Source organism: Nocardia sp. NPDC005998, from assembly GCF_040614395.1.
Lineage (GTDB): Bacteria > Actinomycetota > Actinomycetes > Mycobacteriales > Mycobacteriaceae > Nocardia.
The window spans coordinates 1-24,627 of sequence record NZ_JBEXUI010000031.1 but is presented as its reverse complement, the minus strand read 5'-3'; the positions used below and the strand labels follow the sequence as shown (position 1 = coordinate 24,627).

General features: G+C 63.3%; 22 protein-coding genes and 2 pseudogenes. 11 read left to right on the top strand and 13 right to left on the bottom strand.

Translation table 11 applies throughout. The features are described 5' to 3' along the window. The first annotated feature begins 264 nt into the window (after positions 1-264). Positions 265-519, top strand: coding sequence for a hypothetical protein (locus ABZ293_RS31110; protein WP_355186462.1), 255 nt, complete (start codon positions 265-267; stop codon positions 517-519). Between the two features lie 181 nt (positions 520-700). Here ABZ293_RS31110 and ABZ293_RS31105 read toward each other — a convergent pair whose 3' ends face one another. Beyond that, positions 701-1,294 carry a TetR/AcrR family transcriptional regulator gene (locus ABZ293_RS31105; RefSeq protein WP_355186460.1) on the bottom strand — a complete coding sequence of 198 codons (594 nt, stop codon included), beginning with the start codon at positions 1,292-1,294 and terminating at the stop codon, positions 701-703. A 121-nt stretch (positions 1,295-1,415) separates the two neighbouring features. Between ABZ293_RS31105 and ABZ293_RS31100 the strand changes: the two genes are divergently transcribed. Together ABZ293_RS31100 and istB are read left to right on the top strand one after the other, a co-directional pair. After that, positions 1,416-2,294 carry a ferredoxin gene (locus ABZ293_RS31100; protein WP_355186459.1) on the top strand — a complete coding sequence of 293 codons (879 nt, stop codon included), beginning with the start codon at positions 1,416-1,418 and terminating at the stop codon, positions 2,292-2,294. Between the two features lie 579 nt (positions 2,295-2,873). After that, complete coding sequence (gene istB / locus ABZ293_RS31095; RefSeq protein ID WP_355186508.1) at positions 2,874-3,761, top strand: IS21-like element helper ATPase IstB; 888 nt, start codon at positions 2,874-2,876, stop codon at positions 3,759-3,761. 105 nt (positions 3,762-3,866) lie between these two features. On the opposite strand, the gene ABZ293_RS31090 is transcribed toward istB, so the two are convergent. After that, positions 3,867-4,988: a hypothetical protein gene (locus tag ABZ293_RS31090; protein WP_355186457.1), complete on the bottom strand. Its 1,122-nt coding sequence runs from the start codon at positions 4,986-4,988 to the stop codon at positions 3,867-3,869. 163 nt (positions 4,989-5,151) lie between these two features. Here ABZ293_RS31090 and ABZ293_RS31085 point away from each other — a divergent pair, with 163 nt between their 5' ends. Next, positions 5,152-5,760: a GNAT family protein gene (locus ABZ293_RS31085; RefSeq protein WP_355186455.1), complete on the top strand. Its 609-nt coding sequence runs from the start codon at positions 5,152-5,154 to the stop codon at positions 5,758-5,760. 137 nt (positions 5,761-5,897) lie between these two features. Then, a complete protein-coding gene (locus ABZ293_RS31080; RefSeq protein ID WP_355186453.1) occupies positions 5,898-9,155 on the top strand; it encodes a protein kinase in 3,258 nt (1,085 codons plus the stop codon). 295 nt (positions 9,156-9,450) lie between these two features. On the opposite strand, the gene ABZ293_RS31075 is transcribed toward ABZ293_RS31080, so the two are convergent. Continuing rightward, a complete protein-coding gene (locus tag ABZ293_RS31075; RefSeq protein ID WP_355186451.1) occupies positions 9,451-10,059 on the bottom strand; it encodes a nuclear transport factor 2 family protein in 609 nt (202 codons plus the stop codon). Between the two features lie 399 nt (positions 10,060-10,458). After that, on the bottom strand, positions 10,459-11,007 hold the full coding sequence (locus tag ABZ293_RS31070; RefSeq protein ID WP_355186506.1) for a hypothetical protein: 549 nt from the start codon (positions 11,005-11,007) through the stop codon (positions 10,459-10,461). A gap of 835 nt (positions 11,008-11,842) precedes the next feature. Here ABZ293_RS31070 and ABZ293_RS31065 point away from each other — a divergent pair. Next, positions 11,843-12,169, top strand: a complete 327-nt coding sequence (locus ABZ293_RS31065; protein WP_355186449.1) for a hypothetical protein — start codon at positions 11,843-11,845, stop codon at positions 12,167-12,169. 1,420 nt (positions 12,170-13,589) lie between these two features. Here ABZ293_RS31065 and ABZ293_RS31060 read toward each other — a convergent pair. The 5 genes from ABZ293_RS31060 to ABZ293_RS31040 all read right to left on the bottom strand — a co-directional run bounded on the left by ABZ293_RS31060 (position 13,590) and on the right by ABZ293_RS31040 (position 16,665). Beyond that, complete coding sequence (locus ABZ293_RS31060; RefSeq protein ID WP_355186447.1) at positions 13,590-13,916, bottom strand: hypothetical protein; 327 nt, start codon at positions 13,914-13,916, stop codon at positions 13,590-13,592. Between the two features lie 8 nt (positions 13,917-13,924). Further along, positions 13,925-14,713 carry a hypothetical protein gene (locus tag ABZ293_RS31055; RefSeq protein ID WP_355186446.1) on the bottom strand — a complete coding sequence of 263 codons (789 nt, stop codon included), beginning with the start codon at positions 14,711-14,713 and terminating at the stop codon, positions 13,925-13,927. Positions 14,714-14,719: 6 nt separating this feature from the next. Next, complete coding sequence (locus ABZ293_RS31050) at positions 14,720-15,010, bottom strand: hypothetical protein (protein ID WP_355186445.1); 291 nt, start codon at positions 15,008-15,010, stop codon at positions 14,720-14,722. Between the two features lie 3 nt (positions 15,011-15,013). Next, positions 15,014-15,889, bottom strand: coding sequence for a hypothetical protein (locus ABZ293_RS31045; protein ID WP_355186443.1), 876 nt, complete (start codon positions 15,887-15,889; stop codon positions 15,014-15,016). A gap of 155 nt (positions 15,890-16,044) precedes the next feature. After that, positions 16,045-16,665: a DUF2744 domain-containing protein gene (locus ABZ293_RS31040; RefSeq protein WP_355186504.1), complete on the bottom strand. Its 621-nt coding sequence runs from the start codon at positions 16,663-16,665 to the stop codon at positions 16,045-16,047. Positions 16,666-16,820: 155 nt separating this feature from the next. On the opposite strand from ABZ293_RS31040, the gene ABZ293_RS31035 reads away from it, so the two are divergent. After that, entirely contained in the window at positions 16,821-18,098 is a 1,278-nt protein-coding gene (locus ABZ293_RS31035; protein WP_355186442.1) for a hypothetical protein, read from the top strand. Positions 18,099-18,443: 345 nt separating this feature from the next. Here the strand turns inward: ABZ293_RS31035 and ABZ293_RS31030 are convergent, their stop codons facing one another. Beyond that, complete coding sequence (locus ABZ293_RS31030; protein WP_355186441.1) at positions 18,444-18,572, bottom strand: hypothetical protein; 129 nt, start codon at positions 18,570-18,572, stop codon at positions 18,444-18,446. Positions 18,573-18,723: 151 nt separating this feature from the next. Here ABZ293_RS31030 and ABZ293_RS31025 point away from each other — a divergent pair, with 151 nt between their 5' ends. The 3 genes and pseudogenes from ABZ293_RS31025 to ABZ293_RS31015 all read left to right on the top strand — a co-directional run. Further along, positions 18,724-19,011 carry a hypothetical protein gene (locus tag ABZ293_RS31025; protein WP_355186439.1) on the top strand — a complete coding sequence of 96 codons (288 nt, stop codon included), beginning with the start codon at positions 18,724-18,726 and terminating at the stop codon, positions 19,009-19,011. 146 nt (positions 19,012-19,157) lie between these two features. Then, positions 19,158-19,784, top strand: a complete 627-nt coding sequence (locus ABZ293_RS31020) for a hypothetical protein (protein ID WP_355186437.1) — start codon at positions 19,158-19,160, stop codon at positions 19,782-19,784. 230 nt (positions 19,785-20,014) lie between these two features. Further along, positions 20,015-20,200: pseudogene (locus ABZ293_RS31015) on the top strand (DDE-type integrase/transposase/recombinase); the annotation flags it as partial. A gap of 563 nt (positions 20,201-20,763) precedes the next feature. Here ABZ293_RS31015 and ABZ293_RS31010 read toward each other — a convergent pair. Genes ABZ293_RS31010 through ABZ293_RS31000 form a run of 3 tightly spaced genes read right to left on the bottom strand, consistent with a single transcriptional unit; the run spans position 20,764 to position 23,742 of the window. Then, positions 20,764-22,410: a hypothetical protein gene (locus tag ABZ293_RS31010; RefSeq protein ID WP_355186435.1), complete on the bottom strand. Its 1,647-nt coding sequence runs from the start codon at positions 22,408-22,410 to the stop codon at positions 20,764-20,766. Then, on the bottom strand, positions 22,410-22,910 hold the full coding sequence (locus ABZ293_RS31005; RefSeq protein WP_355186433.1) for a hypothetical protein: 501 nt from the start codon (positions 22,908-22,910) through the stop codon (positions 22,410-22,412). The genes ABZ293_RS31010 and ABZ293_RS31005 overlap by 1 nt, the downstream gene beginning before the upstream one ends. Continuing rightward, entirely contained in the window at positions 22,867-23,742 is an 876-nt protein-coding gene (locus ABZ293_RS31000) for a hypothetical protein (RefSeq protein WP_355186431.1), read from the bottom strand. Before ABZ293_RS31000 ends, ABZ293_RS31005 begins: the two co-directional genes overlap by 44 nt. 605 nt (positions 23,743-24,347) lie before the next feature. On the opposite strand from ABZ293_RS31000, the pseudogene ABZ293_RS30995 reads away from it, so the two are divergent. Beyond that, positions 24,348-24,510, top strand: a pseudogene (locus ABZ293_RS30995) (IS1380 family transposase); the annotation flags it as partial. Between the last annotated feature and the right edge of the window lie 117 nt (positions 24,511-24,627).

Sequence of the window (24,627 nt, the reverse complement as noted above, 5' to 3'; positions counted from 1 at the left end):
ATCGCCGGGATGATCGGATAGCTCCAGGCGCCACCAATAGGGGGCAAGAACGCTGAGGACGCCGAAGACCTCAGGGTAGCGGGCGGCGTTGTCATAACACCAGGGAAGGACTTGGGCCTGTTCACGGGTGAAGAAGTGGTGTCTGCGCCTGCCTCTCGGGGTTGTCGAGAAGAAGGCGGTCTTGGATGACCAGTCGACGGCTTCCTGCGCGAGCCAGTTGAAGTATCTGACTCGCCGTTTACCGTGTCGCCGGATGAGATGTCGGTGCCGGATTTGAGCGGCGGCGATCTCGGGGAAGTCGGCGATGTCGGCTTGATCCTCGGTGTCGTTGACGCCGTCGCCGATCCAGAGTTGGTGCCGCAGACAACAAGGCCCGACCGCACTCTTGCCCCCGCGCTCCAGCCGCCGCTACCCCACTGCCAGGTGGTACTGCTCGCGATGCTCGATCCACGGAAGCTGCCGCTGCTCCTCGGTCATCGCGATGCAGCGCAGCGGTATTCGCGAGAGTCGCGCCAATAGCAGTAGTAGTCAGCGTCGGAAGAGGTCGATCGGCATGTCTGCTCCGGGACATACGGGTATTGGGGCAGGTGCCAGCCGCAATACAATCCGAATGCGGAACCCCGCTTCTGAGCCTCGTCGGAGTGGGACGTCCATCATCTGATTTGCTGGTCGGCCGTGGTGAGTTCGTGGCTCATGCCGTTCAGTGTTTCGGGTTGGGTGTATGAATGCCGTTTTCGAGCGTACGGATGACGGTGGAGACGATGCCGTGCCGTGGCAGTCCGCAGGCGTCGGCATCCTTGTATCCGGTGTATACGAGCGACCAGAGCACACGTTGGATCCATGCGGGAGTGAGGTCTGGATCGAAGGCTCCTTCGGCTTGCCCGCGCTTGATGAGCGCGATCACAGGGTCATCGAGAGGCGGCGGTGTGTCTGCTGCGCTGCGGCCTTCCAGAACGCGCGGATCGCCGAACAGGAATACCAACCGGTCGCCGACCGCCACCATCGCGGTGACCAGCCTGCGCATGGCCTCGACGGGAGAGTCCTGGTCGATAGCCGCGTCGGTCACCGACTGTTCGATCGCTTCGATCGAGTCCTCGATGGCTGCGTTGATGAGCCTCGTGCGGTCAGAGAAGTAGCGGTGCAGCGTCGTTCGGCCGACGCCGGCGGCGGCCGCGATGTCCGCCAGCGTGGCGTGGTAGTCGCGGCCGAGCACGGAGGCGGCCGCGCTGAGGATGACACGGCGCGTACGACCGCGTGTTCGTGTTCCTGCGGTCTCGAGCCCGGGCTCCTTCATGCTGGTGACTGTACTACTAAGTTCCGATAGGGGACTTGGATTATCATAAATGGAACATCAATGTTCCATTTAGATGGTAAGTTGGTCCGCCGAGTGACCCTTGTTCAGAGGAGGAACGACGATGGCTCGCGGAGACCGACGCCACCCCGAGAGCGTGGCCGGAGACTGGTTCGTCGATGATCGTTGTATCGGTTGTGGGGGTTCGGTCTCGATCGCGCCGACGCTGTTCGGGCTGGCGAGCGATGGCAAGCACTTCATCATGACGCGCCAGCCGACCACCGAGAACGAGGTCCTGCAGGCGCAGCTCGCCGCCGAGGTGTGCCCGTCCCGGTCGATCGGTACCGAGTCCGGCGTGAGGTGGCGGCGGCATCACCCCCTCGAGATCGCACCTGCCATCTGGCGAACGGGGTCGAACTCGCCCAAGGCCGCTGGTGGCAACGCCTTCGTCGTGCAGCGCGCCGCCGGGAATCTTCTCGTCGATGCGCCGCGCTTCACCCCGGCGCTGCGTACCTGGATCGAATCGCTCGGCGGGATCGCGACGATCTTGCTGACACACCGCGACGACGTCGGCGACGCCGAGCGCTATGCCGATGCGTTCGGTGCGGAGGTGGCCATTCATTCCGCCGATGCCGATGCCGCCCCGTTCGCAGAACGAATTCTGACCGGTGTCGACGCCCATGAGGTCGCCGTCGGCGTGTTGGCGATCCCCACCCCAGGGCACACCGAGGGCCACATCATGTACCTGACCGAGGATGGCACCCTCTTCAGCGGCGACTCACTCGGCTGGGACCCCTATCGCCACGACTTGGGCGCAGAACCGTACATGTGCTGGTACTCCTGGCCCGCCCAGGTCGACTCACTCGAACGGCTCAGCGGCTACGAATTCGCGCAGGTCGTGCCCACCCACGGCACGATCAGCCCGACGCTGGAACCGAGCGACATGCGCCGGAGGCTACAAGCGCTGGTCGCACGACTGCGGCGCGACCTGACAGACATGTAACACGCTTCGCTCACTCGGGTTCGCAACGCGGGCCGACGTAAACCCGCCCGTGTACCCGCGGCGCCTGATCGGGCTTACCGTGCCCACCGGACCGCCAACCGGACCGGCGCCATAGCACGACGCGCCCGGGACATCGCCGACTACTTTTCACGACCCAGCTGATCACCGTGCCCGTCGCCTGAATGTGGCCGCGAATGCCGACTGGCGGCCATGATGGCGGCATGAGCCTGATGAAGTACTGGCCCCTGGCCGGATTGCAGGTACCGACACCGCGCCTGGAACTGATGGCTATGACAGCCTGATTTGGCCCCGGCGTGACGGTCTGATGTCGCCCCACTTGCGACGCGCTGGGTGGGTTGTGACGGTTTGATTTGGCCCCACCCCAAGCTCGATTTCGACATGGTCGTTTTCGAGTTGGTGGAAGGGGTCTGGGATAGAGCCTCGGGTGGAGTTGTTTGCTGCCATTCGGCGTGATGCTGGTGTCGAGGGTCTTTCTATTCGTGAGCTGGCTCGTCGGCATCAGGTGCATCGGCGAACGGTGCGCCACGCTTTGGCAGGGGCGCAGCCAACGGCGCCACCCTGCGACGACGCCGCGGGCTCACCGAACAAGCCGCCGGCGCGGCCGTCGACCAAGCCTGCCGACGACTACGGCTGCCCACCATCCGCGCCGTCCTCGACGAAGCGCTCACCGCGGCCACCCGCGAACAACTCACCTATCAAGGATTCCTAGCCGAGCTGCTGCTGGCCGAATGCGACGACCGCGACCGCCGCTCCACCATCCGCCGGGTCAAAGCTGCCGGTTTCCCCCGCCAGAAATGGCTCGGGGACTTCGACTTCGACGCCAACCCCAACATCAACGCCGCCACCATCCACACCCTCGCCGCCGCCGACTGGATCCGCAAAGGCGAACCCCTCTGCCTCATCGACGACTCCGGCACCGGAAAGTCGCACCTACTCATCGCTCTGGGCACCGCCGCAGCCGAAAAAGGCTACCGGGTCCGCTACACACTGGCCACGAAACTGGTCAACGAACTCGTCGAAGCCGCCGACGAGAAACAACTCGCCAAAACCATCAACCGCTACGGCCGAGTGGACCTTTTATGCATCGATGAACTCGGCTACATGGAACTCGATAAACGCGGAGCCGAACTCCTGTTCCAAGTATTGACCGAATGCGAGGAAAAGAACAGCGTCGCTATCGCATCCAACGAAGCCTTTTCCGGATGGACGAAAACATTCACCGACCCCCGCCTATGCGCCGCAATTGTCGACAGACTCACCTACGGCGGAACCATTATCCAAACCGGCACAGACAGCTACCGACTTGCCCACTCCAAAACACAACACGCCAAAACGCGGCCGAGTCAAAACTCCTCGACCACAACCCCTTCCCTGCGATCACCAGCGCCCTCACCCAACACCCCCACGAACCGATCCAAATCAGCACGCAAACCCTCGAGCGACTAACCATCGGAACCGACGAACGCCGAAAACGTCCTCGCCACCACGGCTTCGGCGGCCCGGTTGCGATGTCGGTCTGTTACCACCGGTCGGTGGATTTCGGTCCCTCGATCACACATCGGGTCCTTTGCCCCAACTGCCGCAACCAGCTCGCTGCACAGATTGTTTCGGATCGGTGAGACGGTGCGGGTTTCTGCCGTCGCTGTTCATCACCCAGAGCTCCCGGAACTCGATTCCTTGTGTGGATTCCGGATCACGGGCGGCGCGGGTGTAGATGATCTTCGTGCCGTCCGGCGAGAACGACGGGCCCCACCCGTCGTCGTTGAGCAGTCGGATGTTGTGACCATCGATATCCATCACGTAGATCCCCGACCGGCCATTGTGAGCGCGGTTGCTGGCGAAGACGATCCCGGCTCCGTCCGGGGTGAACACCGGACCGGAATTGTCAATCAGATCACCCGGCAGCAGTTGCCTCGCACCGGTTCCATTCGATGCCATCACCCAGATAGCTCCGGATTTGGCGACCAGGATCTTCGAACTGTCCGGCGAGAAGGCGGGACGATCCGTCGAGCCCTCGCTGTCAGGGTCCTCGACGCGACCGGACGGAACAGGGACGTTAGCGCCGGGGATGACGATGACGGGGAGGCTGGGGAGGTCAGTCGGGACGGGATCGGGGATCACGCCGAGTTGCTTCAGCTCGCTGCCATCGGCGTTCATCACGTAGACGGCACTACCACGCGCGAACACGATCTTGGTGCCGTCGGGAGAGAACGTCGGGTAGGTGTACCAGGTGTACCCACCGTCGTTGAGTTTCCTGACGTTGCTGCCGTCGGGATCCATGACCGTGATCGTGTACCCACCGACGACGATTTTCGAGCCGTCACGGGCAAAGCTCGGACAGGCGCCGTCGCCGATCCGGGTGACCCCGGTGCCATCGGGATTCATCACGAAGATCGAGTACCCATCGCCAGCGAACACGATCTGCGCCGGACGCGGCGACCGGTCAGCATCCACACCGCAGCCGACGATCAGCCCCGACAGCGCAACGCTGATGGCGACGGCCTGCACCAATCGGCTTCTTGTCCCGACCAGGTCGCCCACCCGACCCGCACCATGCGCATGCGCATGTGTGGACGGAGACCCATGTTCTTCCCGGTCCTGCCCATTTCCGCCCGTCTTCACCGTGCGACCGATCAACATGCCCGTCCAGCCGACGATGTCAGACCAGCGCATGGGAGTGAGGATGCTCGACATATCCAGCATCGTCCCCGGACTCACCCCGCAAGCCTTACCAACACTGGGGATCCAGCGACTGAGCTTCTCGAAGGCGGGGCCAACACAAGCCGTCACGCCGGGGCCAAATCAGGTTGACACAGCCAAACTGAGGATGCCTGGTTTGGAGGACCTGGGCGTACTTGCCGGACTAGCTGCGGAGGGAGTGCATGATCCGGCGGTGCAGCCGTTCACCGCGGAGTGGACGGATGCGGAACCGGACGAACGTGCGCAGCGGGTGCTGCGGTGGCACTGGCGATGCTGGGCCGCCTGGCAAGTCGACGCGTGGACACTCAACCTCGTCGTGCTCCGAGACGAGGAGCTGGTCGGAACCCAAACGATCAGTGCGAAGAACTTCGCGGTCTGCTCCGAGGTGAACAGCGGATCCTGGCTCGGCCGGACCTACCACGGCCAAGGCATCGGAACGGAGATGCGGGCCGCTGTTCTGGAATTGGCCTTCGCCCGGCTCGGGGCCGACTCGGCGGTATCGGGCGCGTTCGAGGACAACCTGGGCTCGCACGGGGTCTCACACAAACTCGGGTACGAGCAGGACGGTCTCGAGGTGCACGCGGTCCGGGGAAAACCGGCGGTGATACGACGGCTGCGGCTGACCCGCGCTCGATGGGAAGCCCATCGGAGCGTGCCGGTGGAAGTGACCTGCTGGCGGAGTGCCTGCCGCTGTTCGGAGTCCGGACAGCATCGTGACGACGCCGTGCGGAGCGTCGACCTGTGAACTCTTGCACCCCCACACCGAAGCATCGACCCTCAGCCGGGACTGGCTGATCATCGGCGACTGCGGTCGCATTCGGCTAGCGAACCCGCGGCGTATTCTGTGCTGAGCTCCGGCGATGCAGTGCGAAGTGACTGTTTATGGATTCTGATTTCTTCAAAACTCAACGTGATCTAGGCATAGATCTGGTCACGGAGTTGCGTGCGGTCGGGTTTGTTGACGTTGCCGAGATCGGGCGGGGTGGTTTCGGTGTTGTGTATCGCTGCACCCAACCAGGGCTGGACCGCGTAGTGGCGGTGAAGGTCCTGACCTGCGAGCTGGAGGAGAATCGAGAGCGTTTCCTTCGTGAGCAGCGGGCGATGGGTCGATTGACCGCGCATCCGAACATCATGGAGGTGCTCGAGGTCGGCGAAACCCCCACCGGCCAACCGTACCTGGTCATGCCGTATCACTGCCAAGGTTCGCTGGACGCACGGATCCGCCGCGATGGCCCGCTGCCGCTGGAGGAGGTGCTGCATGTGGGGGTGAAGCTGGCGGGTGCGCTGGAAGCGGCGCATCATGCAGACATCTTCCACCGCGACGTCAAACCGGCCAACATCCTGCTCACCGATTACGGCGAGCCGACGCTGAGCGACTTCGGCATCGCTCATCTGACCGGGGGTTTTCAGACATCCACTGGCACGGTGACCGGCTCCCCGGCGTTCACCGCACCCGAGGTCCTCAACGGGGAGCCGACCAGCCGGGCGTCGGACGTCTACGGGCTCGGTGCGACGTTGTTTTGTGCGCTGACCGGTCACGCCGCCTTCGAGCGCCGCAGCGGCGAACAAGTCGTGGCCCAGTTTCTGCGCATCACCGCCCAACCGGTACCCGACCTGCGCGAGCGTGGCATCCCCGAAGACGTCAGTGCCCTCATCGAGGCCGCGATGTGCCGGGACCCCCAGGACCGCCCCACGGCCGCGCTGTTCGGCGAGCAGTTACAGCTGCTCCAGCTCACGCACGGTTTCGCCGTCGACCAGATGGCACTGCACGTCGAACAAGGCAGCAGACCAGCGGTGGCGCCCGCCCAGGTGACCGGCATTCCCGCAGCCAGGGGCGTTGAGCAGCGGGAGGGAACAGGAAACCTGCCGCCGGAGCTGACCAGTTTCGTGGATCGGCGTAGCCAGGTGATGGAGGCGAAGAACCTGCTGTCGAGGTCGTCTCTGGTGACGCTGACCGGGATCGGTGGGGTCGGCAAGTCACGGCTCGCGCTGCGGATCGCCCACAAACTGCAGCGAGATTATGCCGACGGCGTCTGGCTGATCGAGCTGGGTGAGTTGCGCGATCCGTCGTTGTTGGCCGATGTCGTAGCCGCCGCGTTCGGTGTGCGGCAGGTCGGCCGACCGATGCTCGAGGTCCTGATGCAACACCTGTTCACCCGCGAGGTGCTGCTCGTGCTCGACAACTGTGAGCACATGATCGAAGCAGTCGCGAAACTGGTCGAATCACTGTTGCGCGCGTGCCCGAAGACGCGGATCCTCACCACCAGCCGCGAGTCCCTGGGTCTGGGTGGGGAAGCCGTGCTTCCGGTGCCACCGCTGAGTTTTCCCGATCCGCGTAGCGGGTCGGCGGTGCGGGGTGCGGCTGGTTACGAGGCGGTGACATTGTTCGCCGAGCGTGCCGCCGCGGCGGTGCCGGGCTTTCACCTGGACGAGGACAATCGCAACAGCGTGGCCAGGATCTGCGCCCGGCTCGATGGGTTGCCCTTGGCGATCGAATTGGCTGCGGCGCGGCTGCGTACCATGTCCCCTGAGCAGATCCTGACACGACTGACAGATCGGTTTGCCGTGCTGACGCGCGGGCGACGGGATGCGCCGACCCGACAGCAAACGCTGGGCTGGTGCATCGGCTGGAGCTATGACCTGTGCACACCGACCGAACAGCGACTGTGGGGGCGGCTGTCGGTATTCGCAGGAAGCTTCGAACTCGACGCCGCCGAAGATGTCTGCGGCACCGACCTGACCGAGCCGCAATTCCTCGATGCGTTGTCGGCTCTGGTGGACAAGTCGATCCTGATTCGGGAAGAGTCCGGCGCTGCGGTGCGCTTCAGGATGCTCGAAACCGTGCAGGAATACGGGAGTCAGAAAATCATCGAGGCCGGCGAGTACACCGATCTTCGTCGCCATCACCGCGACTGGTACGAACGGCTAGCACTCGACGCGGAAGCCGACTGGGTCAGCCCCCGCCAACTGAATTGGATCATCCAGCTCGAGCGCGAGCTACCGAACCTGCGCAAAGCGCTGGAGTTCAGCATCGCAGACCGCAACGCAGCCGGCCTACGCACCGCTGCAGCGCTATTCAGCTTTTGGTTTTCGAGTGGGCGGCTCACTGAGGGAATCCGCTGGTGCGAGCGTGGACTGGCCAGTACACGCGGCGAAGCGACCGACCGCGCCAAAGCCCTGTTCACTATCAGCGCTTTCGCCGCGCAATTGGCAGACATTGCGGCCGCAACCAGTCGCGCAGCCGAGTTGCGCGTCCTCGCCGAGCAGCAGCCAGCCAACCCCACGATTGGCGCCCTGCTCGCCTACGCAGACGGTACCGCCGCGATCAGCAGTGGCGATCTGGCTCGCGCAGGCGTCCGGTTGAACGATGCCGTCGAAGGATTCAGTGCCCCCGATGACCTTGCATTCCACTTGAGGGCACTGGTTCTACTGGGCTGGAGTCGTGTCCTACAGGGGGATATGCCCAGCGGCGTCGCCTGCCTGGAAAAGGTGCTGACTGTTCCGGATGCGCACCGCGACACCGAGATCCGGGCACGGGCACTGCGACCCATGGCGCTGGCGGCCTGGCAACAGGGTCAGCACGAGCAGGCTGAGCGACACTTGGATGAGGCTCTTCGATTGGTGCGACCGGTGGTCGATCCGCTCGTCGCTTCGGTGTGTGTGGAGTTACTGGCATGGATGGCCGCCGAGAAGCGTGACGCCCGGCGGGCCGCCGTGCTGTTGGGTGCGGCCTACGGGCTCGGTCACGCGGTCGGTTCGAGCATCATGTTTCCCCATATGGCTGCCTACCATGAGCAGTGCGAGCAATGCGCGCGTGATGTTCTCGGCAGGCGGGGCTATGAGTCCGGCTATCGGGAGGGCGCCGCGATGAGTTTCCAGGCAGCGGTCGACTTCGCGCTGCGGGAGCAGCCTCGAGCCATGGCACAGTCAGATCGTGGCTCGGCCAGCCTGACCAAGCGCGAGCGGCAAGTCGCCGACCTCATCGCGGAAGGACTGACCAACAAGGCGATCGCCGCCCGACTGGTGATCTCACAGCGCACAGCAGAAGGACACGTAGAGCACATCCTCACCAAACTGGGATTCACCTCACGAGCACAGATCGCCATCTGGGCCGCAGAACACTCCGGCAATAAGGTCTAGTAGCGGGTCGGCCGGAATACGCCAGAAACCTGCCGTGAGTTCAGTTTTCGCTGGTGACGGCTGCTGGTCTGCGCCGGATCAGCTGGCCCTCGATGTGGCCTGGTCGTGGTCTCGGAGTAGCCGCAGGATTGTGCCTGGGGAGGGGTGCCGGACACAAAGTAGCCGAGGGACTTTACCTATCCTCCGATGGTTCTGTGAGCTTCCGTCCCGCTCCGATCGATGCTCAGGATCGGCGACCGAGTGCCTGCAACACCTCGAGTCCGAGCAGCCACGACGGCGCTGTCCGGACCGCGTCTCAGCTCTGCGCGCCGTTCGCCTCGGCCAGCCATGCGTTGCCTGCTTCCAAGATGGCCGCCTCCTGCTCGCTGAAGCGAGTCGGGTAGGTGCCGATCACCGGGTGCCCGGCGGTTTCGAGCAGGTAGGCCAGCGCCGCGTACTCCCGAGGATGACGACCGGAAAGCGACTCCGCGTCGATGTCCGGGGCACCTGTGACGCCGAACGGGTAGGTGAATCCGCCCATGTCGTAGACGGAGTCACGATGCTCGATGCGCCAGATCCCATCACGTCGGCTCACGCGGTCGAGGAATCGGTTGTGGATGGTCGCGCCGATCCCCGCACCGGTGAGTTCCGCGAGGAGGATCGCGTTGGTCTCGACGAACGCGCCATCGCCGGCGAAGCGGATGGTGGGAGCGCCGATAAAGTGCTTACTACGCAGCGGCCCGTGCCCCATACGACGACCGGCGTCGATGAAGTCGTGGGCAGAGCCGGAGAACCACAGGATCCTCAGCGTGGCGTCTTCATGGAACAAGCCGGACAGCTCGTCCCACTGCTCCTTGTCCCGATGGATCCAGCCTGTCATCAACTCGCTGATCGCCCAGCGGTCTTCGATTCGGTTGTCGCTCATGGCTTCCCACCATGCCTCAACACAGCTCAGCCCGCACCCCTACCGGGCGGACAGACCGACACAGCCTGCCGTGTCGGCAGCACTCCGCCACTGTCGCGGATCGGCCGAGCCACATCGTGCCCTCGACGTACTGCATCGCAATCCCACAGCCGATAGCCCTCGATGCCACGGTCGTGCCGTCGGCGGTTGCAAGGAATCTCGAGCATGGTGGCCAGGCCTTCCTCACGCATCGGCACCAAACAGAACGTGCCATCCCACAGAGCCCGAACCAAAACCGTTCACACAACCACCCCGCACTACCCCACCGCCGCGTGATGCAGCTCCCGATGCTCCACCCACGGACGCTGACGCTGCTCCTCACTCATCGCCAACAACTCACGCAACTTCCCCCACGCCGCCTCATCTGTCGGCGTGTACACCTGCATCCACGCGCGGCAACGACGGCAAACTCATACTCGTCAAAAACATCTCCAACTCCCCCACCGCCAAATTACGGATCTGCTTCGTCCGACTCGCCGGCACCGCCATATCATTGCGCGCCCACAACGACGCGAAACTCTCACTCTCCGAACACAACTCGGAGATAAAACCCTCCCAATCACCCAGATTCTTCGCATACGAATCACGCAGATAACCGACCATGCGCCGCAAATCATCCCAATTATGGTGATAGGTATTGCAGCACTCCGGAGTCAGAAACACCCGACGCGCCACATTCCGTTCACCCCGCACGAAACCCGGACACAGCGCCTCATAGGACTTATTGTGAGCCAGCACGTCATAACGCGGACTCAGCACCACACCCGGCAACGGCTCCAAATGATCCAAAATCACCTGAAGCTCCTCCGGCAGAGCGGTTCCCGCGTGCACGGTCGGCACCGTCGGCACATCCGCCAACCGATATAGATGCGCCTTCTCCGCAGCATCCAACGACAAAGTTCGCGCCACTGCATTCAAAACCTGTACGCTGACATTAATTTGGCGCCCCTGTTCCAGCCAGGAGAATTTCGGAAAGGGGTAGCCATGAGCGACGTCTGCACTAGAGCGTAAAGATGCAGCTCAGACCCACCTTTCGCGTGGATGAGCTGCCAAGAAGGCCGTATAGCCGACTCAACGCGACACGAACTCTCAGGAGGCTGGGAGGCATCTCCCAGCGGCGTCATGGACGACCGGACGTAGCGGACCGCTTCAGCGGCTGCTGCGACACGAAGGGATAGGTGCCGTCCACCATCACCGCAGCCAAGGCCCGAACTGACCGGTCAGAACACAGTCCCCGGCTCACATGCGGTCCACCGTGTAGCACACTGGGCGGACTAGCTCGATGTTCCGCGTCACGCGGCTACAAGAGTCGATCCCAGAACCCGCGACCAATGGATTCGCAGTCTACGGCTCACCAGCTGATTCGATCGGATTCGGCTACGTTCGATTTCCTTGGTTTAGCTGCACGAATATTCCAAGAGGGCGAGAACCTGGAATGCGTTGGCGGTCGATCGATTTCGGTCGTATTCGGATGAAAATAGAGAGTAAATGGTGACCACCTGAGCGACAACCGTGGGGCGACCGCTCGCTCGCAGGCTCAATCCACCGTCGCCTCGGTCAAAGTCTGCACAGACGCAGCAATCACTGTGCTATCCAATCAGTTTCAGGGCAGCGGCGTGCAACGACCTCAAAATATTTCCGAGACCCCTTCCATCACAGTCAGTCGGTGATCTGGCGGCAGCGGTGATAGAGCGGCAGGTGAGGCGGTGGCGGGCCGGGAGTCAGTAGCTTGTAGCATCAACTGGTGAAAACTGGAATGTGCTCTGTCGCAGGCGCTCTCGTTGTCGCTGCAGTGTCCGTCGCGGCGCCCACTGCCTCCGCCTTCCCCACCCCCGGCTCAGCTGGGGGTGGGGACAGCCGAGAAGTGGTGATCATCGACGGCCAACTGGAGCTGAGCGACCTGGACTCGTGCTGGGCTAGTGGCTTCCCGCGTGACATACGCTTCGAGAACCGTAGTAAGCGCAATTTCCTGGTGTACGCATCCAAGGATTGCAGCGGTGAACCCACTGCGACCGTGGCTGCGGGTGGATCCGCGACGCATTACGGCTGGTCGGCCGTGGCGGCCAAGTAAGAAGCGGTCGGGCGCGTAAGGAGCAAGCTGCGAACGAAACTGGTTTCGTTCGCAGCTTGCGTTTCATGAACCGTGCCTCTCAGTCCGGCAGGCCGCAACCGGTGCTGGCGGAGCGGACAAGTCGAGACCGGTCGGCCTGGTCGCGAATTCTTCGGTCCCGCAGCAGATTGCAGAGCGCGCGGCGGGATCTCTTGTGTAGCCGCTTACCGACGGCTAGACATCCCTGTCCAGCTCGTCGATCGCCACACCACCGCTGAGCACTGAAGACTCCCACCACAGAACGTGGCACCGTGCGACGTGAGAATGACGGTGCGCGAGACCATGCGCCATCATGACTCCCGTTCGGGCTGGCCGACAGAAGTTCAATGGTAGAACTTCTGCTTCTGGCACAACAGGATTCGGCTCTCTGCGATCTTCTTCGCTTACATACTTTTACCAGCATGAATAGCTTATAGCTATCTTCTGTCGAATCATGCTGTACCGCATCGGATTCGGCCGGATTCGGCTGAAAGCATAGAGTAAAAGTGGAGTTCCGGACAGTCCTCGCCTCATGCGCGCAAGGCGCAGCAGCTTCGCTCTTCGGGGTAATCCGGACCTGTGATCTCTGGGTTATGACGGACCCGATACAGCCACCTTCGGATGGCTTCGATTTCCTACATCTACCTGCACAGACTCACCTGCTGGCCATGCGCCAAGCTGGTGCCGTATTCGGGTGTGTTCGGACCAAAAGATCCAGTAAAGATCCAGCAGGGCAATCTGTTTCAGCCAGGCCGCAAACGCCGCCGCCTGTGGGCTTACCTGGGTGCTCCCCGCGTGCGCGGGGAGCACGGCCATTGCGGTGATGGGCCGACGTCCCACACGGGATCATCCCCGCGTGCGCAGGGAGCACACGCCCGCGGCTTCCATCGCTTCGCCGCGTTCCGGATCATCCCCGCGTGCGCGGGGAGCACTTCGACATATCCGAGCCCCGGATAGTGAATTCCGGATCATCCCCGCCTGCGCGGGGAGCACGCGTTTGATGACCCTAAGAAAGACCTGCAAGACGGATCATCCCCGCCTGCGCGGGGAGCACACTTGTTGACCAGCGGTGATCTTGCCAGAGCTGTCAATTCTCATTCGGTTTCACCGAAAGCGTCTTCCATCCTCCGGTTGCGCGGATACCGACCGAGCAGTCACGTAAGAATGCAGCAGGAGAATCTGTCTCCCCAAGTCAGCCATTACATGCCAAACCCGTAGGGAACGCATAGCTTCCGCACGCTGGACTTGCCAGACATGATGGAAGGCGGCGCGACTGATCGGACTGGGACAGAGGGCGGCGCAGTCCGGAGCGTCGGTGGCCGGGGAGCACTGGCACACACAGTCTGGGTCGTCGGGTCGGTATCGGTTATCGGAGACTCAGGCATTCCCAGTTTTGCCTTCGCTAGTGCTCTCTGGTGATCGGTCCGCGGAACCAACAGTACGGCAGGCGAGTGCCGGGGTAGTTGAGGTAGAGGTTATAGGCGGCCCGGGTATGGGCGTCGATGATGTCGGTGTCGTTTGGACCGATGAGGTATTCGACGGCCAACGAGGTGATGGTGGTGGCTTGCCAGGTGGTGAGCAGTTCGTCGTCGGTGTTGTAGATGTCGATCCAGGAGGTTGTGCCTTCGGGCAGCGGGCTGCTGGAGGTTTCGAAGCGTTGAGTGAATGCTGCGGCCCGGGTGAGAACGAGGGTGTATCGGTGGGGTCGGTATCCGAGGTAGTTGGGCACAGGTGCTCCTATCCGAGGAGGAACCAAGGCCACCAGTAGTTGGTGCCGCAGTTGGCTGCACTGATGAATGGTGGTGGTGCGGGGTAGCCGGGTCCTTCGCCGTTGCCGTTGGTGCCGCGGCTCCAGTAGTAGGGCTGGCGGGGTTCGGTTCCCCCGGGCTGGTTGATGACCCAGCGGGCGACGGTGGCGAGTTTGTAGCCGATGCCGATGTAGTTGGCGAGGAATCCGACGCCGTAGATGTCGCCTTGGTGGGCGTTGATGGTGGGGATGTCGAAACGGTATTGGGTGGAGGCGGCGTTGAGGACGTCCTTGATGTCACCGCTGTCCCAGATCAGCGTCAGGTCACCACTGTTGGGGTCGAGGCTGTAGATGGCGACAAAGGCTGAGTTGACGAACGACCATCCGGCGGGGCCGATGATGAGCCCGACCTGCCGGTATTCGCGGTCGCGGAGGGTGCGGATCATCCCGATTTCGATTGCACCGGTGGCGGGTTGGTAGAACGGGGGTTCGTTAAGAACACCGTTGCTGTCGGGTTGGCGGGCGAGGGGGAAGGTGGTGTCGTCGGTGGCGGTGAGGTTGGCCCACAGTGGGATGTCGGTGGTGATTTCGTCGTAGGTGGGGCGCGCCTGGATGGGTTGGCGGACCTCGCGGCGGTGGATGTCTTGTGCGCCGGTGAACGCGCCGATGACTCCGGAGCGGATGGCGGCTTTGGCGTCTTCGGGTGATTGGTCTTGGAAACGCCGAAACGCCCCGAGGTTCCAGGAACCCTCGGGGGTCGGCTTGTCCGGAGTCGTCACCGGCCGCTACAGCTCGGCCTCGAGCCACGCCGGAATCGCCGGGGTATCGGGTGGTTCCACGCCGGGCACGTGTTGGCGCAGCTGTGAGGTGAGTTCGTCACTGTGGCGCAGCAGTTGCCGGATCAGGCGCAGGGCGTCACGGAAACGTTCACCGTCGCTGCGGGATTGGCGTTCGAGCTCGGTGACGCGGGCGCGGAGTTTGCGGACCTCTCCGGCCTGGCGGGCGGTCACAGCACCGATCACGGTGGCGACCGCGACGCCGAGGGCTTGGATGAGGTCTGCGGTGAGCCATCCCATCGGCTACTGCTTGCGGTGACGCCCGACAGACGGGTCGGTGTCGAGGCGCTCGAGAACGGCCTGGACCTTGTCCTGGATCTCGCCGAGCACGGCGGTGACGGCATCGATCTTGTCGTGCGCGGACGCAACCGAGTCGACCACCGACTTGCCGTCGAGCTGGGTCCATCCGGTGGGGTTCAAGTCGGGGCCGGGCTGGCGGCGGGAGTCGGGCCCGGCGAGCTGGTCGACGACCCAGGAGGCGTGCAGGTCGATGCTTGCCAGTAGTTCGCCGACCGTGACTTCGTTGCCGTCCTTGTTGGTGATCATGTCGGTGAGCTGCATATCAGGTTCCTTCCTGAACAGGCGGGCGAGTTGGTCTCGCCCACCACGAATCGCGTTGCCATCGATGAGTTGGCCGCGGATCGAAGCGGTGGAGGAGAACTGGAGGATGGCGATGTCTTTGCCGCCCATCGGTTTCCATCCAGGGTGGTCGTCACCGGGGTAAAGCTGAGCGACGGTGCCCGTGCCGTTGACGTAGGAGGAGTTCCAGACCGGCACCGGCAATCCGGTGAGGTCGGGTGAGCCCATGTGGTCGCGCCAGTACCAGCGCGGCAGATACACCGGCAGCAGTTTGAAGCCTCGCGCGGTGAGGGCGTCGACGCGCGCGAGGAGATCGGCGAGAGTTGGTGTGCCGGTGAGGTCTTCGTAGTCGATCTGGATCGGCACCGTCGTGTCGGCGTAGGCCGCGACGGCGTCGGCCTCGACTTCGGGAGCGGTGTTGACGCGGCAGTAGACGTAGCCTCCCCAGTATTCGAAGTGGGCGGGCATGTGTTCGCGGGCGCGGGGCCAGAAGGGGTCTTGCCAGGTGGCTTCGCAGATCTTGTGGGTGGCGAAGCTCATGCCTTCGGCGGCCGCGCGGGCGAAGTCGAATTCGCCTGGTGGTTGCGGATATCGATGCCGAATTCGGTCACTCGGCGCTCCTTTCGATCAGAGTGAGGACATGCCAGATGGACAGCGGCCAGGAGATCGAGAACCTCCAGGAGGCCGAGACCCTGTCAGGTGTGCTGGTAGCGCGACAGAATCGCTGGACGGGCTTTGCCGAAGTGCCGCTCGATGGCCAATACCCGGTCGTGTTCGTCGGTGTCAGCGCGGCGCAGGTAGGCCAGGACGGCTTTGACGCTGCGGCGGGTCGGATCGAACAGCGGCGGTGGATCATTGGACGCTGATGCCTCGTCGCTGACTACGGTGGTGACCGGCAGCATCGGTTCGGGCGGGGTGTCGGGGACGGTGCCGGTCAACCCGAGCGCGGCCGCCAATTGTTGACGTTGGCGCAGCGGCAGCTCGGCCACGAACTGTCGGATATCGAAAACGTTCTCGGGGTCGGGGTCATTGATGTCGGCCCAGGTTCCGGATGAGACCAGCCAGTGCGGGTCACCAGCGCGTAGTGGCCGGTATTTGATGACGGGATCTTCGACGGGGCGCGCGCCGCAGTCCCACAACCGGCGTGAGACTGCCCGTAGGTGCTGGATCGGCAGCAGCAGGGGTGCACCTTTGAGACTGGGCAGGCCGACAAGCATCCACAGGAACGCTTCCTCGGGGTCAGTGGGGTCGCAGTTGTCGCGTGTGGGAAATTGTCCGTCGGATGACGTGGGTTCATCACCCGTCCTCGGCTCGATTCGATTATGTTGTGGCCCTGTATGGTTCGTGTGGCGACCTGGGCGAATCCCGGCGCGATTTCCTGGCGACCGCCAGCCGATCCGCAGATCGGGCCAGGGTCGTGCGTACGAATCCTGGCGTGGTTCTCGGCGCGGAACATCGGTCGAGTGGAGTCGTGATTCGAACAGCGCATCCCGTGCGGGGGCCTACCGACGTCCAGGACATCGCGATCGAGGTTGGTCGGGATGCAGCGTGCCGCCCTGCGTGGTATCTCCTGAAGATGGGAGTTGGGGCAGCGCTCTCGGCGGTAGCGAGATTTCTGAACCCGTCGGTGCGACGTGATTACGACATCTACCTGCCCGGGCACGTCACGGAGTGGTGGGTCCCGCAACTGCTGCAAGACATCCAGACGGAATCCAGAACCCGGTACCGACGTGAGCTGCGTATCCACATCGGCGGTATCCAGACATACCAGACATACGAAGGGTGGGGCTTCCTGTCTCTCGAGACGAGGCAGGCGCTCGCACAGTCGCGATGGCTCGTCATCGTGATCTCGCCGATAACCGCGTTTTACCTCTCGGAGCTGGACGCAGAACTCGATGAGTGGTCGCAGCCGCGGCGGGACAACATCTTGGTGGTCGATCCCACACATCGGCTGTACTGGGACGAGGAGCTCACTCGATACAACATCGACTTTTCATTCGGGCACCTTCTCCCTGACCGCCTCAGCTACGCCTACGATCTCCGACCGGTAGCGCCGCCCTGGGCGATCGCACGCGACGGTGTGCGTGAACCCGATTTGGTCGGCACCGCACAGGAAATCGTGAAGATTGTTCTGGATAAGCCGCGCAGAAGGCTGCCGTTCCGGCCTACGCCGGTCTGGGATACCGTGCGCGGCTATGTTCGTGATACACCATGGCTTTCGAGGGGACTGTTCATGAGTTTGGGACTGGTGCTAGCTGCCGCGCCCGCTGGCAGTGAGGAGCAGGGAATCGAGATCGCCGCCATCGCGGCAGCGTCCGTTCCGGTTGTGGGTGCGGCGTTGTCGGCAATGTTCAGTCATGAACTTCGCACAATCGCTAATACCGATTTGCGCCGGATACTGTTGATTTCTCAGTTCACGGCGGTCCTGGCAGTCGTGGCGTTCGTTGCGTCCGTAGTGCTCGGCGTATCGGGGTTGATCACCGAATCCAACGTGGTCTATACGGCATTGACGAGCGGAACCCTCGGCGGTGTCTCACTGATGATCGGACAGCGAGCCGCGAAATCTCGCCGCTACGCGCTGACTCTCGAGATGGTCAACAGCATCGAGGATCCCCAGTTGCGCGACCAGGTCCGGGCCAGGATTGCCCTCGAAGGGACCGGGAGCCCGGTGTTGGACCCAGCACCAGGCAATCAGCACGCACCGAACGGCTCAACCGAGCAGGGAGAAGAGAGGATCCCTTTGATCTAGCCGCGCCACTAACATCCAATGTGTTCCTGAATTGTCCAGCTGAGCCACCGATCAATACGTTGTGACCTGGTGCCGCCACCGGACAACTCGAGTCAACGGCAGACGCTCGAGCTGATCGACGCTATGAGCGGACAGCCCGACGGTCCTGGTGGCGATGCCACGGTCCCGTCGCCAGCTACATCCGCTTCGATCGGCGCTCCTGATTCCGTGCAACGCTCGCCGCGCCATGGCCCGAACATCCGGGAATGCTGCACGTTGGCCAGTCGTCTACCTTGCTGCGGGACTTTCGTGATGAGGCTCGACCGTGCACTGGCGGTTACTCAGAGTGCCGCCCATAGACGTTGTTCAGGCCAGCACCCCGAGTTCATGAACGCCAGCAACGAGGTCGGAGACCATGTCGAGGGTGCGTTGTCCGCGATCACGGTTGCTGGTGGGGTCGCCGATGACGGGTCGCCATTCGGGGAATTCGACCATCCCGGCATGCCGGTGCGTGGCTCGCTCATGACGGCTCGCGCACCGGCATCCCCAGAGGCCGTCCTTCCTTCGAACATGTAGGAGGTGTCCATCCGTGACCTCAGCTCTACTCCTTCCGCTCCCGCCACCGACCCGTGGCTGGAGGACTTCGGTGGCGGTGGCGCCGGATTCGTATCTGGCGGCGATCCTGGCCGGGGAAGCCGAGCGGGTCGCCCGCACGCGGGTGCACATGCGCAACCACACCCGGTTCCGCTCGGCGTTGGTGCTCGGGCGGCTCGTGGCCGCTGGCGAGGTCGGTGAGCACGACGCCCGCACCGTCCTCACCGACGCCGCCGCAGCCCACACCGCCGTCGAGGGATTCACCGCCGAGGAGGCGCACCGCACCGTCGGCAACGGATTCCGCTACAGCGGTGCACGCACCCGGCGGCTGCGCCACTAAACCCCCGCGATCGGATCAGGAGCCCCATCGTGCCGAGTACTACAGGCCACGACCCCGCCGTCGGCAGCCAGGTGCACCTTGGTACGGCGTCGGCAGCGACGTCGAAAAATCGAGCGAAGGGCACGAGAACGCGTTACAGTCCGCCCGTGAAATATCTTGTGGGATGCGCGCTGGCCCTGTCGTTCGCGACGACGGGTTCACCAGTGGCGCAGGCGGATTCCGCACCGGGCTGTACCGACACCCCCAACGCCTACACCGCCGACTGGCAAACCGGCTGGGCCGCGTATCAGGCCGAGCAAACGAGCCCCTCCTCCGACACGGCGACGCAGACGGCCGATCTGCCGATCACCATCAACGCCCCGCTCGAGAAGGTGTGGACGGTGTACTCGAACCTGCGCAATGATATCGGGCGGCATCCGTTGCTCACGGACATCATCACGCACCGCACCTGCACCGGCCCGCAGATCATCGACTTCACCGCGCTGGAGAACGTTCCGATGGGCTCAGTCGACTACCCGGCGAAAACCCAGGCCGAACAGCGCCTCTACCCGGCCGACCACTACTACCTCACCGACAGCTACGACCAGCCCGGCGTCATCACCCACCAGAAGATCACGTTCGTGGACAACGGCAATGGCACCACGACGGTGAACGAGCACATCACGTTCACCACGAACCCGCTGCTGCTGGACTTCACCGCCGACAACGGCATCTCATCCCACCGCGCCTACCAGGCGACCCTCAAACACGACATCGAGAACGGCACCCTCTGACACCGGCGGGATCACCGGCTCAGACATGCCCGCCGCCAGCATGGATGGTCCGGCCGGTGATCCAGCGACCGGCGACTTTTACCACTCCTCGGCGACCACCGCTTGTTCGCCGAGGAACGGCATCGGTTTCTGCCTAGTGGCGGACTCCGCCAGCCACACCAACTTCGGCACGTCGGAGGGCGAGCTGCTCATCGGTACCTGGAAGGATTTCGACGAGCAGCAAGGTTGGGAAGACACCAAACCGGCTCTGGGGCGCCGACATGACGTATGTGTCGACCTGGTCGGGCTGGGTGTATGTGGCGTTCGTGATCGACTACGCCCGCCGGATCATCGGCTGGCGCACGTCGACATCGATGACCACCGCACTGGTGGTCGACGCGATCAAACACGCGATCTGGACCCGTGAGCGTTCGGGATGGCCGTGAAAGATGTTGTGCACCATACAGATAGAGGTTCGCAGGGCGGATTCAACTGATCATCGCAACATCTCAGTGGTGAGGATTTGCGATGGGTGTACCGACACGGTGGGCGTCCGACCGAGCAGGTCGACCGGAGATGCGGTCGCCCGGACGACCGAAATCCGCGAGACATGTACAGCAGCAACAGTTTTGGGTGAACATCGCGCGTGGGCTGTCGAGCGAGGACGCGGCAGTGCGAATCGCTGTGTCCTCGGCGGTGGGCTCGCGGTGGTTCCGTGATAGTGGCGGGCTGCGGTCGATCAGCCTGACGCCGATGTCGGGTCGTTACTTGAATTTCCCAGAGCGTAACGAGATCTCGATCCTGTCAGCAGATCGCCGATACCACGATTGCGCAGCTCGGCCCTGGAACGATCCATAATCCGAGCACATGCGGCAGCCGTCCAGATCCACGCCGACGGCCAAGCAGACGGGCCGGTTGGCGACCGCGCCGTCGCGGATCTTTGTCCACAGCGCATAAGCTGGGCAGTTCGGATAACCGGTAAATTTCCGGCGCACTACCGTTAGGGCTTTGCCAGCCATTCGGCCATCTCGGGCAGGGAGCAGACCGCGCGCAGCCCGGGGCGGATCTCGCGGGTAGCGCCGCCGATGTGGCAGTAGGGGGCGAAGGGCAGACAGACCACCCCGAGGAGTTCGCGGTAGGCGGAGAGGTCGTAGTTCTGACCCAGACGGTCCGATGCAAGGGTTTCGATCCGTTTGTCCCATTCCGCGACAAAGCGTTCGCAACGGTCGGCGAGGTTGCGCACGGCCGCGTGCTCGCCCATGTCGTACTCGGGGGTGTACGGGACGCTCTTGGCCGAGATGGCCAGAAGCACGCCGTCGCGCTCACCGACCGCGTCCAGGTCGGTCACCGGGCGCCCGCGCAGGCGCAGGCTGCGCCCGCGCAACGAACGGAGGGCGGGGCCCGGCCGCCACGGCGAGACGTCGATGACGTCTTGGACATCGTGTTCGAAACGATCCGCCCGCACATTGGCCAGCTTGCCGCCACGCCTTGCGATGGTGGTGAGCCGCTGCAGGTTCGACGTGGCGGACACAAGATCCACGTAAAGGCTGTTCCCTGCCACACGGATGACGGGGCCAGGGATGAGCGGCCAGAGAGAGCCGCTCAGGCCGAAGAGTGCCCGCAGCGCCCCATCCGGATTGGAGACCGCCGCGATCTCCTGGAAGCTCGCGTCGAAGTTCTCGATAAACGTCCGACGCTCGTACAGCGCGTACCCGTATCGCAGCACAGAGACATGACTCTCGAGCGTTGTGATCGCTGCTCGCATACACGCCAGCAGCGCAGATAACTCGACACCCCACCAGGTCTCGCCTTCGGGCGTGCGTTCCTGGAAGTCGCGCAAAGCGCGCAGTTGGAGGAGCAATGGGCCGAAGTAGGTGTCGACGGTGACGTTGGTGACCATGGGTGGCAGCCGCAGGGGCTCGCGCACCAAGTCGGCATCCAGATCGAGCCGGTCTTGCCGGTGCAGACGTGTTGCGCCCAAGACGATATCGTCACGCGTGACGTTTCCCGCCCGCACCATCAGGCGGGCTCCCGTCTGCGTGAACACGGTCTCTTCGGCGGTCGGGGCACCGATCCTGCTGTCGTACAATTCGCTCGCGCGGGCGATGTCCTCCCCTGTCAGGACGGTGTGCTGACCGCCGCCGGAGAGCCGGAGCGACGCACCCTTCGCACACATGCGGTACATGGCTTGGTATGTGACGGCGACCGAGGCAGTCGTCAGCAGTCTGACGAGGACCTGAATGGTGTCGGTGGTGATCTCGAAGCTGACGAGGTCACTGTTCTGGAGCAGGTCTACTGTCTTCGCCGAACGACCGCTCAGGACTTCCGCCGCCGCAAGGCGATTGGGTCCGGTGGTGAGGTGCTTGCCTGCCACCTGTTCAACGGGAATTCGGCGGAGCAGGTAAAGCCATTGTGCGGATGACAGATCGTGGCTCAGCTCCTCGCCCTCCCGCTCCAGCCTGGCAATCAGTCCTGCCAGATGGGCGCATGCTTCATCGTTCTGCAGAATTGTGCCCTCCTCGCCCAACGGATTGACCCGTCCCATGACAGCGGTCTGGTAGGGCGAACCGCCGGAGGACCACACCTCAGCCAACAGTCCAGCGATCCGCTTTTCATCGTGGTCTGTGAGATGGACGGTGAACGCCATTACAGCCTGCTCGCTGGGATCTCCCGGACTTGGTCCACCCGCCCGTCCGGATGGTGGCGCAGGCTGATCACGAGCCCATCGAGCACTATCTCCGCCTCCAGATACCCGGCTGGAACACGACGCGACTTGAACACGACATCACCGGCAGGGCTCGTAAAGTGCTTCCAGTTCACCCCGTGTGGATCGAACACCACATATGCGACGAGGAACTCCAGCGGTTCCAGCCCCTCGACGAGCTGTGTCATCAACCCTGTTGCAGCCCGGTCAGGTCCGGACGGTTGGAAGTTATAGGTGCCCAGCGGGTGCCTGGTCGGCTCGTCGATGTGCAGCGCCAAAAGGCCATCTGGCCCCTCGACCACTTCGTAGAGTCCGTAACTTCCTTGGATCAGGACGGTCTGAACGCCACCGGGCCGTTCGATAAGCAAGGGCGCGCCGAGTGGAGGGTCCCCGACGAGGTCACCGACCCAATTGGCCAGCGCTGCCAGATCTTCGGACTGCATGCGACACCACCTGCTGGAAGAAGTTACGTTTTACGAACAACTCGGGGAAGTCCGCCCGGACCCGTGTGGCAACCTCCGGATGCGGCATCAGCTCGATATTCGAGATCCGCCGCTCGGGCACCAGCGATCCGGTCGAGTCGAGAAATGCGATGAGCGCTCGTAGATTGGCTCCCGCTGCGATCAGTCGATCGATGACATAGGGCTTGCCCTCGGTGGCCTGGCGGAGGAACGCATCGAGGTCGGCGTACCAGCGGCGAAGCTGCGCGTCTCGCTCATGCGCGAGTGCAAATTGGGAGAACCTCATCGGCGCCGTCCCTTCCGCGTCCAGTGCGACCTCGCCCATGGCGGTGAGTATCAGTCGGGGAAGCTGCGAGGAGTCCACAGCGGCTGTGTCGTGTGACCAATGGAAGTACGAGAAGCTGGACAGTGCTTTGAACGGCCCGCGAAACCTCTGGTTGAACCGCCTGCCATAACGGGAGGACTCATATGGCAGGAAACCGAACTCCTCCTCGATCACGCGCACCCACGCGAGGTAGTCGGCGAAGCAGTAGAGAGTGCTCAGCCGGTAGTAGTCGGAGGATGCATACCAGTCCTCGGTGCGGTTACGCACGAAGTTGTTGATCCGCCGCTCCAGCGATTCGGCGGATCGCACAAGCGGCGTCGTGTATTTGCGGATAGTCACCCGCGTCTCGCGGCGAGCACCGAAGACTGGTCGGAGCAGGTCCTCGAAGACGAACTTCACCCCGGAGCCGATCACGCCGCCGACCAATGACGACACAACGATCCATATCACGGTGTACTGCTGGAACGAACGGGTCAGCCAGTCCCCCACCCCTTGATTGTGCCCGACCGGGATGTCGCACAACGGTGTTTTGACCTGACGCAATCCAGTGGGCGGTATTTGAAGTCGCTGGGCGGGTCGGCCTCAGCACCGATCTGGTCGGCAGTCTTGGTCCAGTTGAAGGTGTGGGCGCGACGTTGCAGCCATTGACGATCCGCAGAACTTGGTCGTGGCTCAGCTACTTTGTGGAAGGTACTGCGGTGGATGGCTTGGCGTTTCGATGATGCCGAACCAGACTTCGTCGGGTAGCGCGGGATTACCACATCCCCGTTCGGGCTCGGGCGCGCGGCCGTTACGCGGGCTCGAAGCCGTTGCGGCGAAGGGGGAATCAGGTCCGAGGCTGGGCCTCTTCCGGTACGAGACCGACATACACTCTAAGACCAGCACTTTCCGTTGCTGGTAAGCGTGCGCGTAGTGGTCGAGTGGCCCTCCGGACTTGAACCCCACAAGAATGGAGAGGGTGAAGACTCGCATGGACACCAGTACCTGATCACAGCCTCCGAACATCCACATCCGATGTCGCGCAAACCCGCCCGCGGCCCGGCTCTCCAGCGCCCAACACCATCGTTCCTGCCTCATATCCGGATAGCGATCGCGTATATGCGCCCTCGATCTTGTTGCGGGAGTTCAATTTCGGGCATGCTCGCCAATTGGAGTCCGTGCTGCGCGGGCACCTGTCACGATTGTGTGCCCGGACCGACCTGCTGCCCGGTTCAGATCAGCGCGTTCGTCGACATCGCCTCGCTGCTGCGGCCGGTGCGGCCGGTGCGGCCGGTGCGGCCGGTGCGCCCCGGCACAAATCGCCTACCTGTTCAGCAATGCGGCGAACCGCGTCGTCGTGTGCGAGGAGCAATTCCTGGTGCGGGTGCTCGGAGC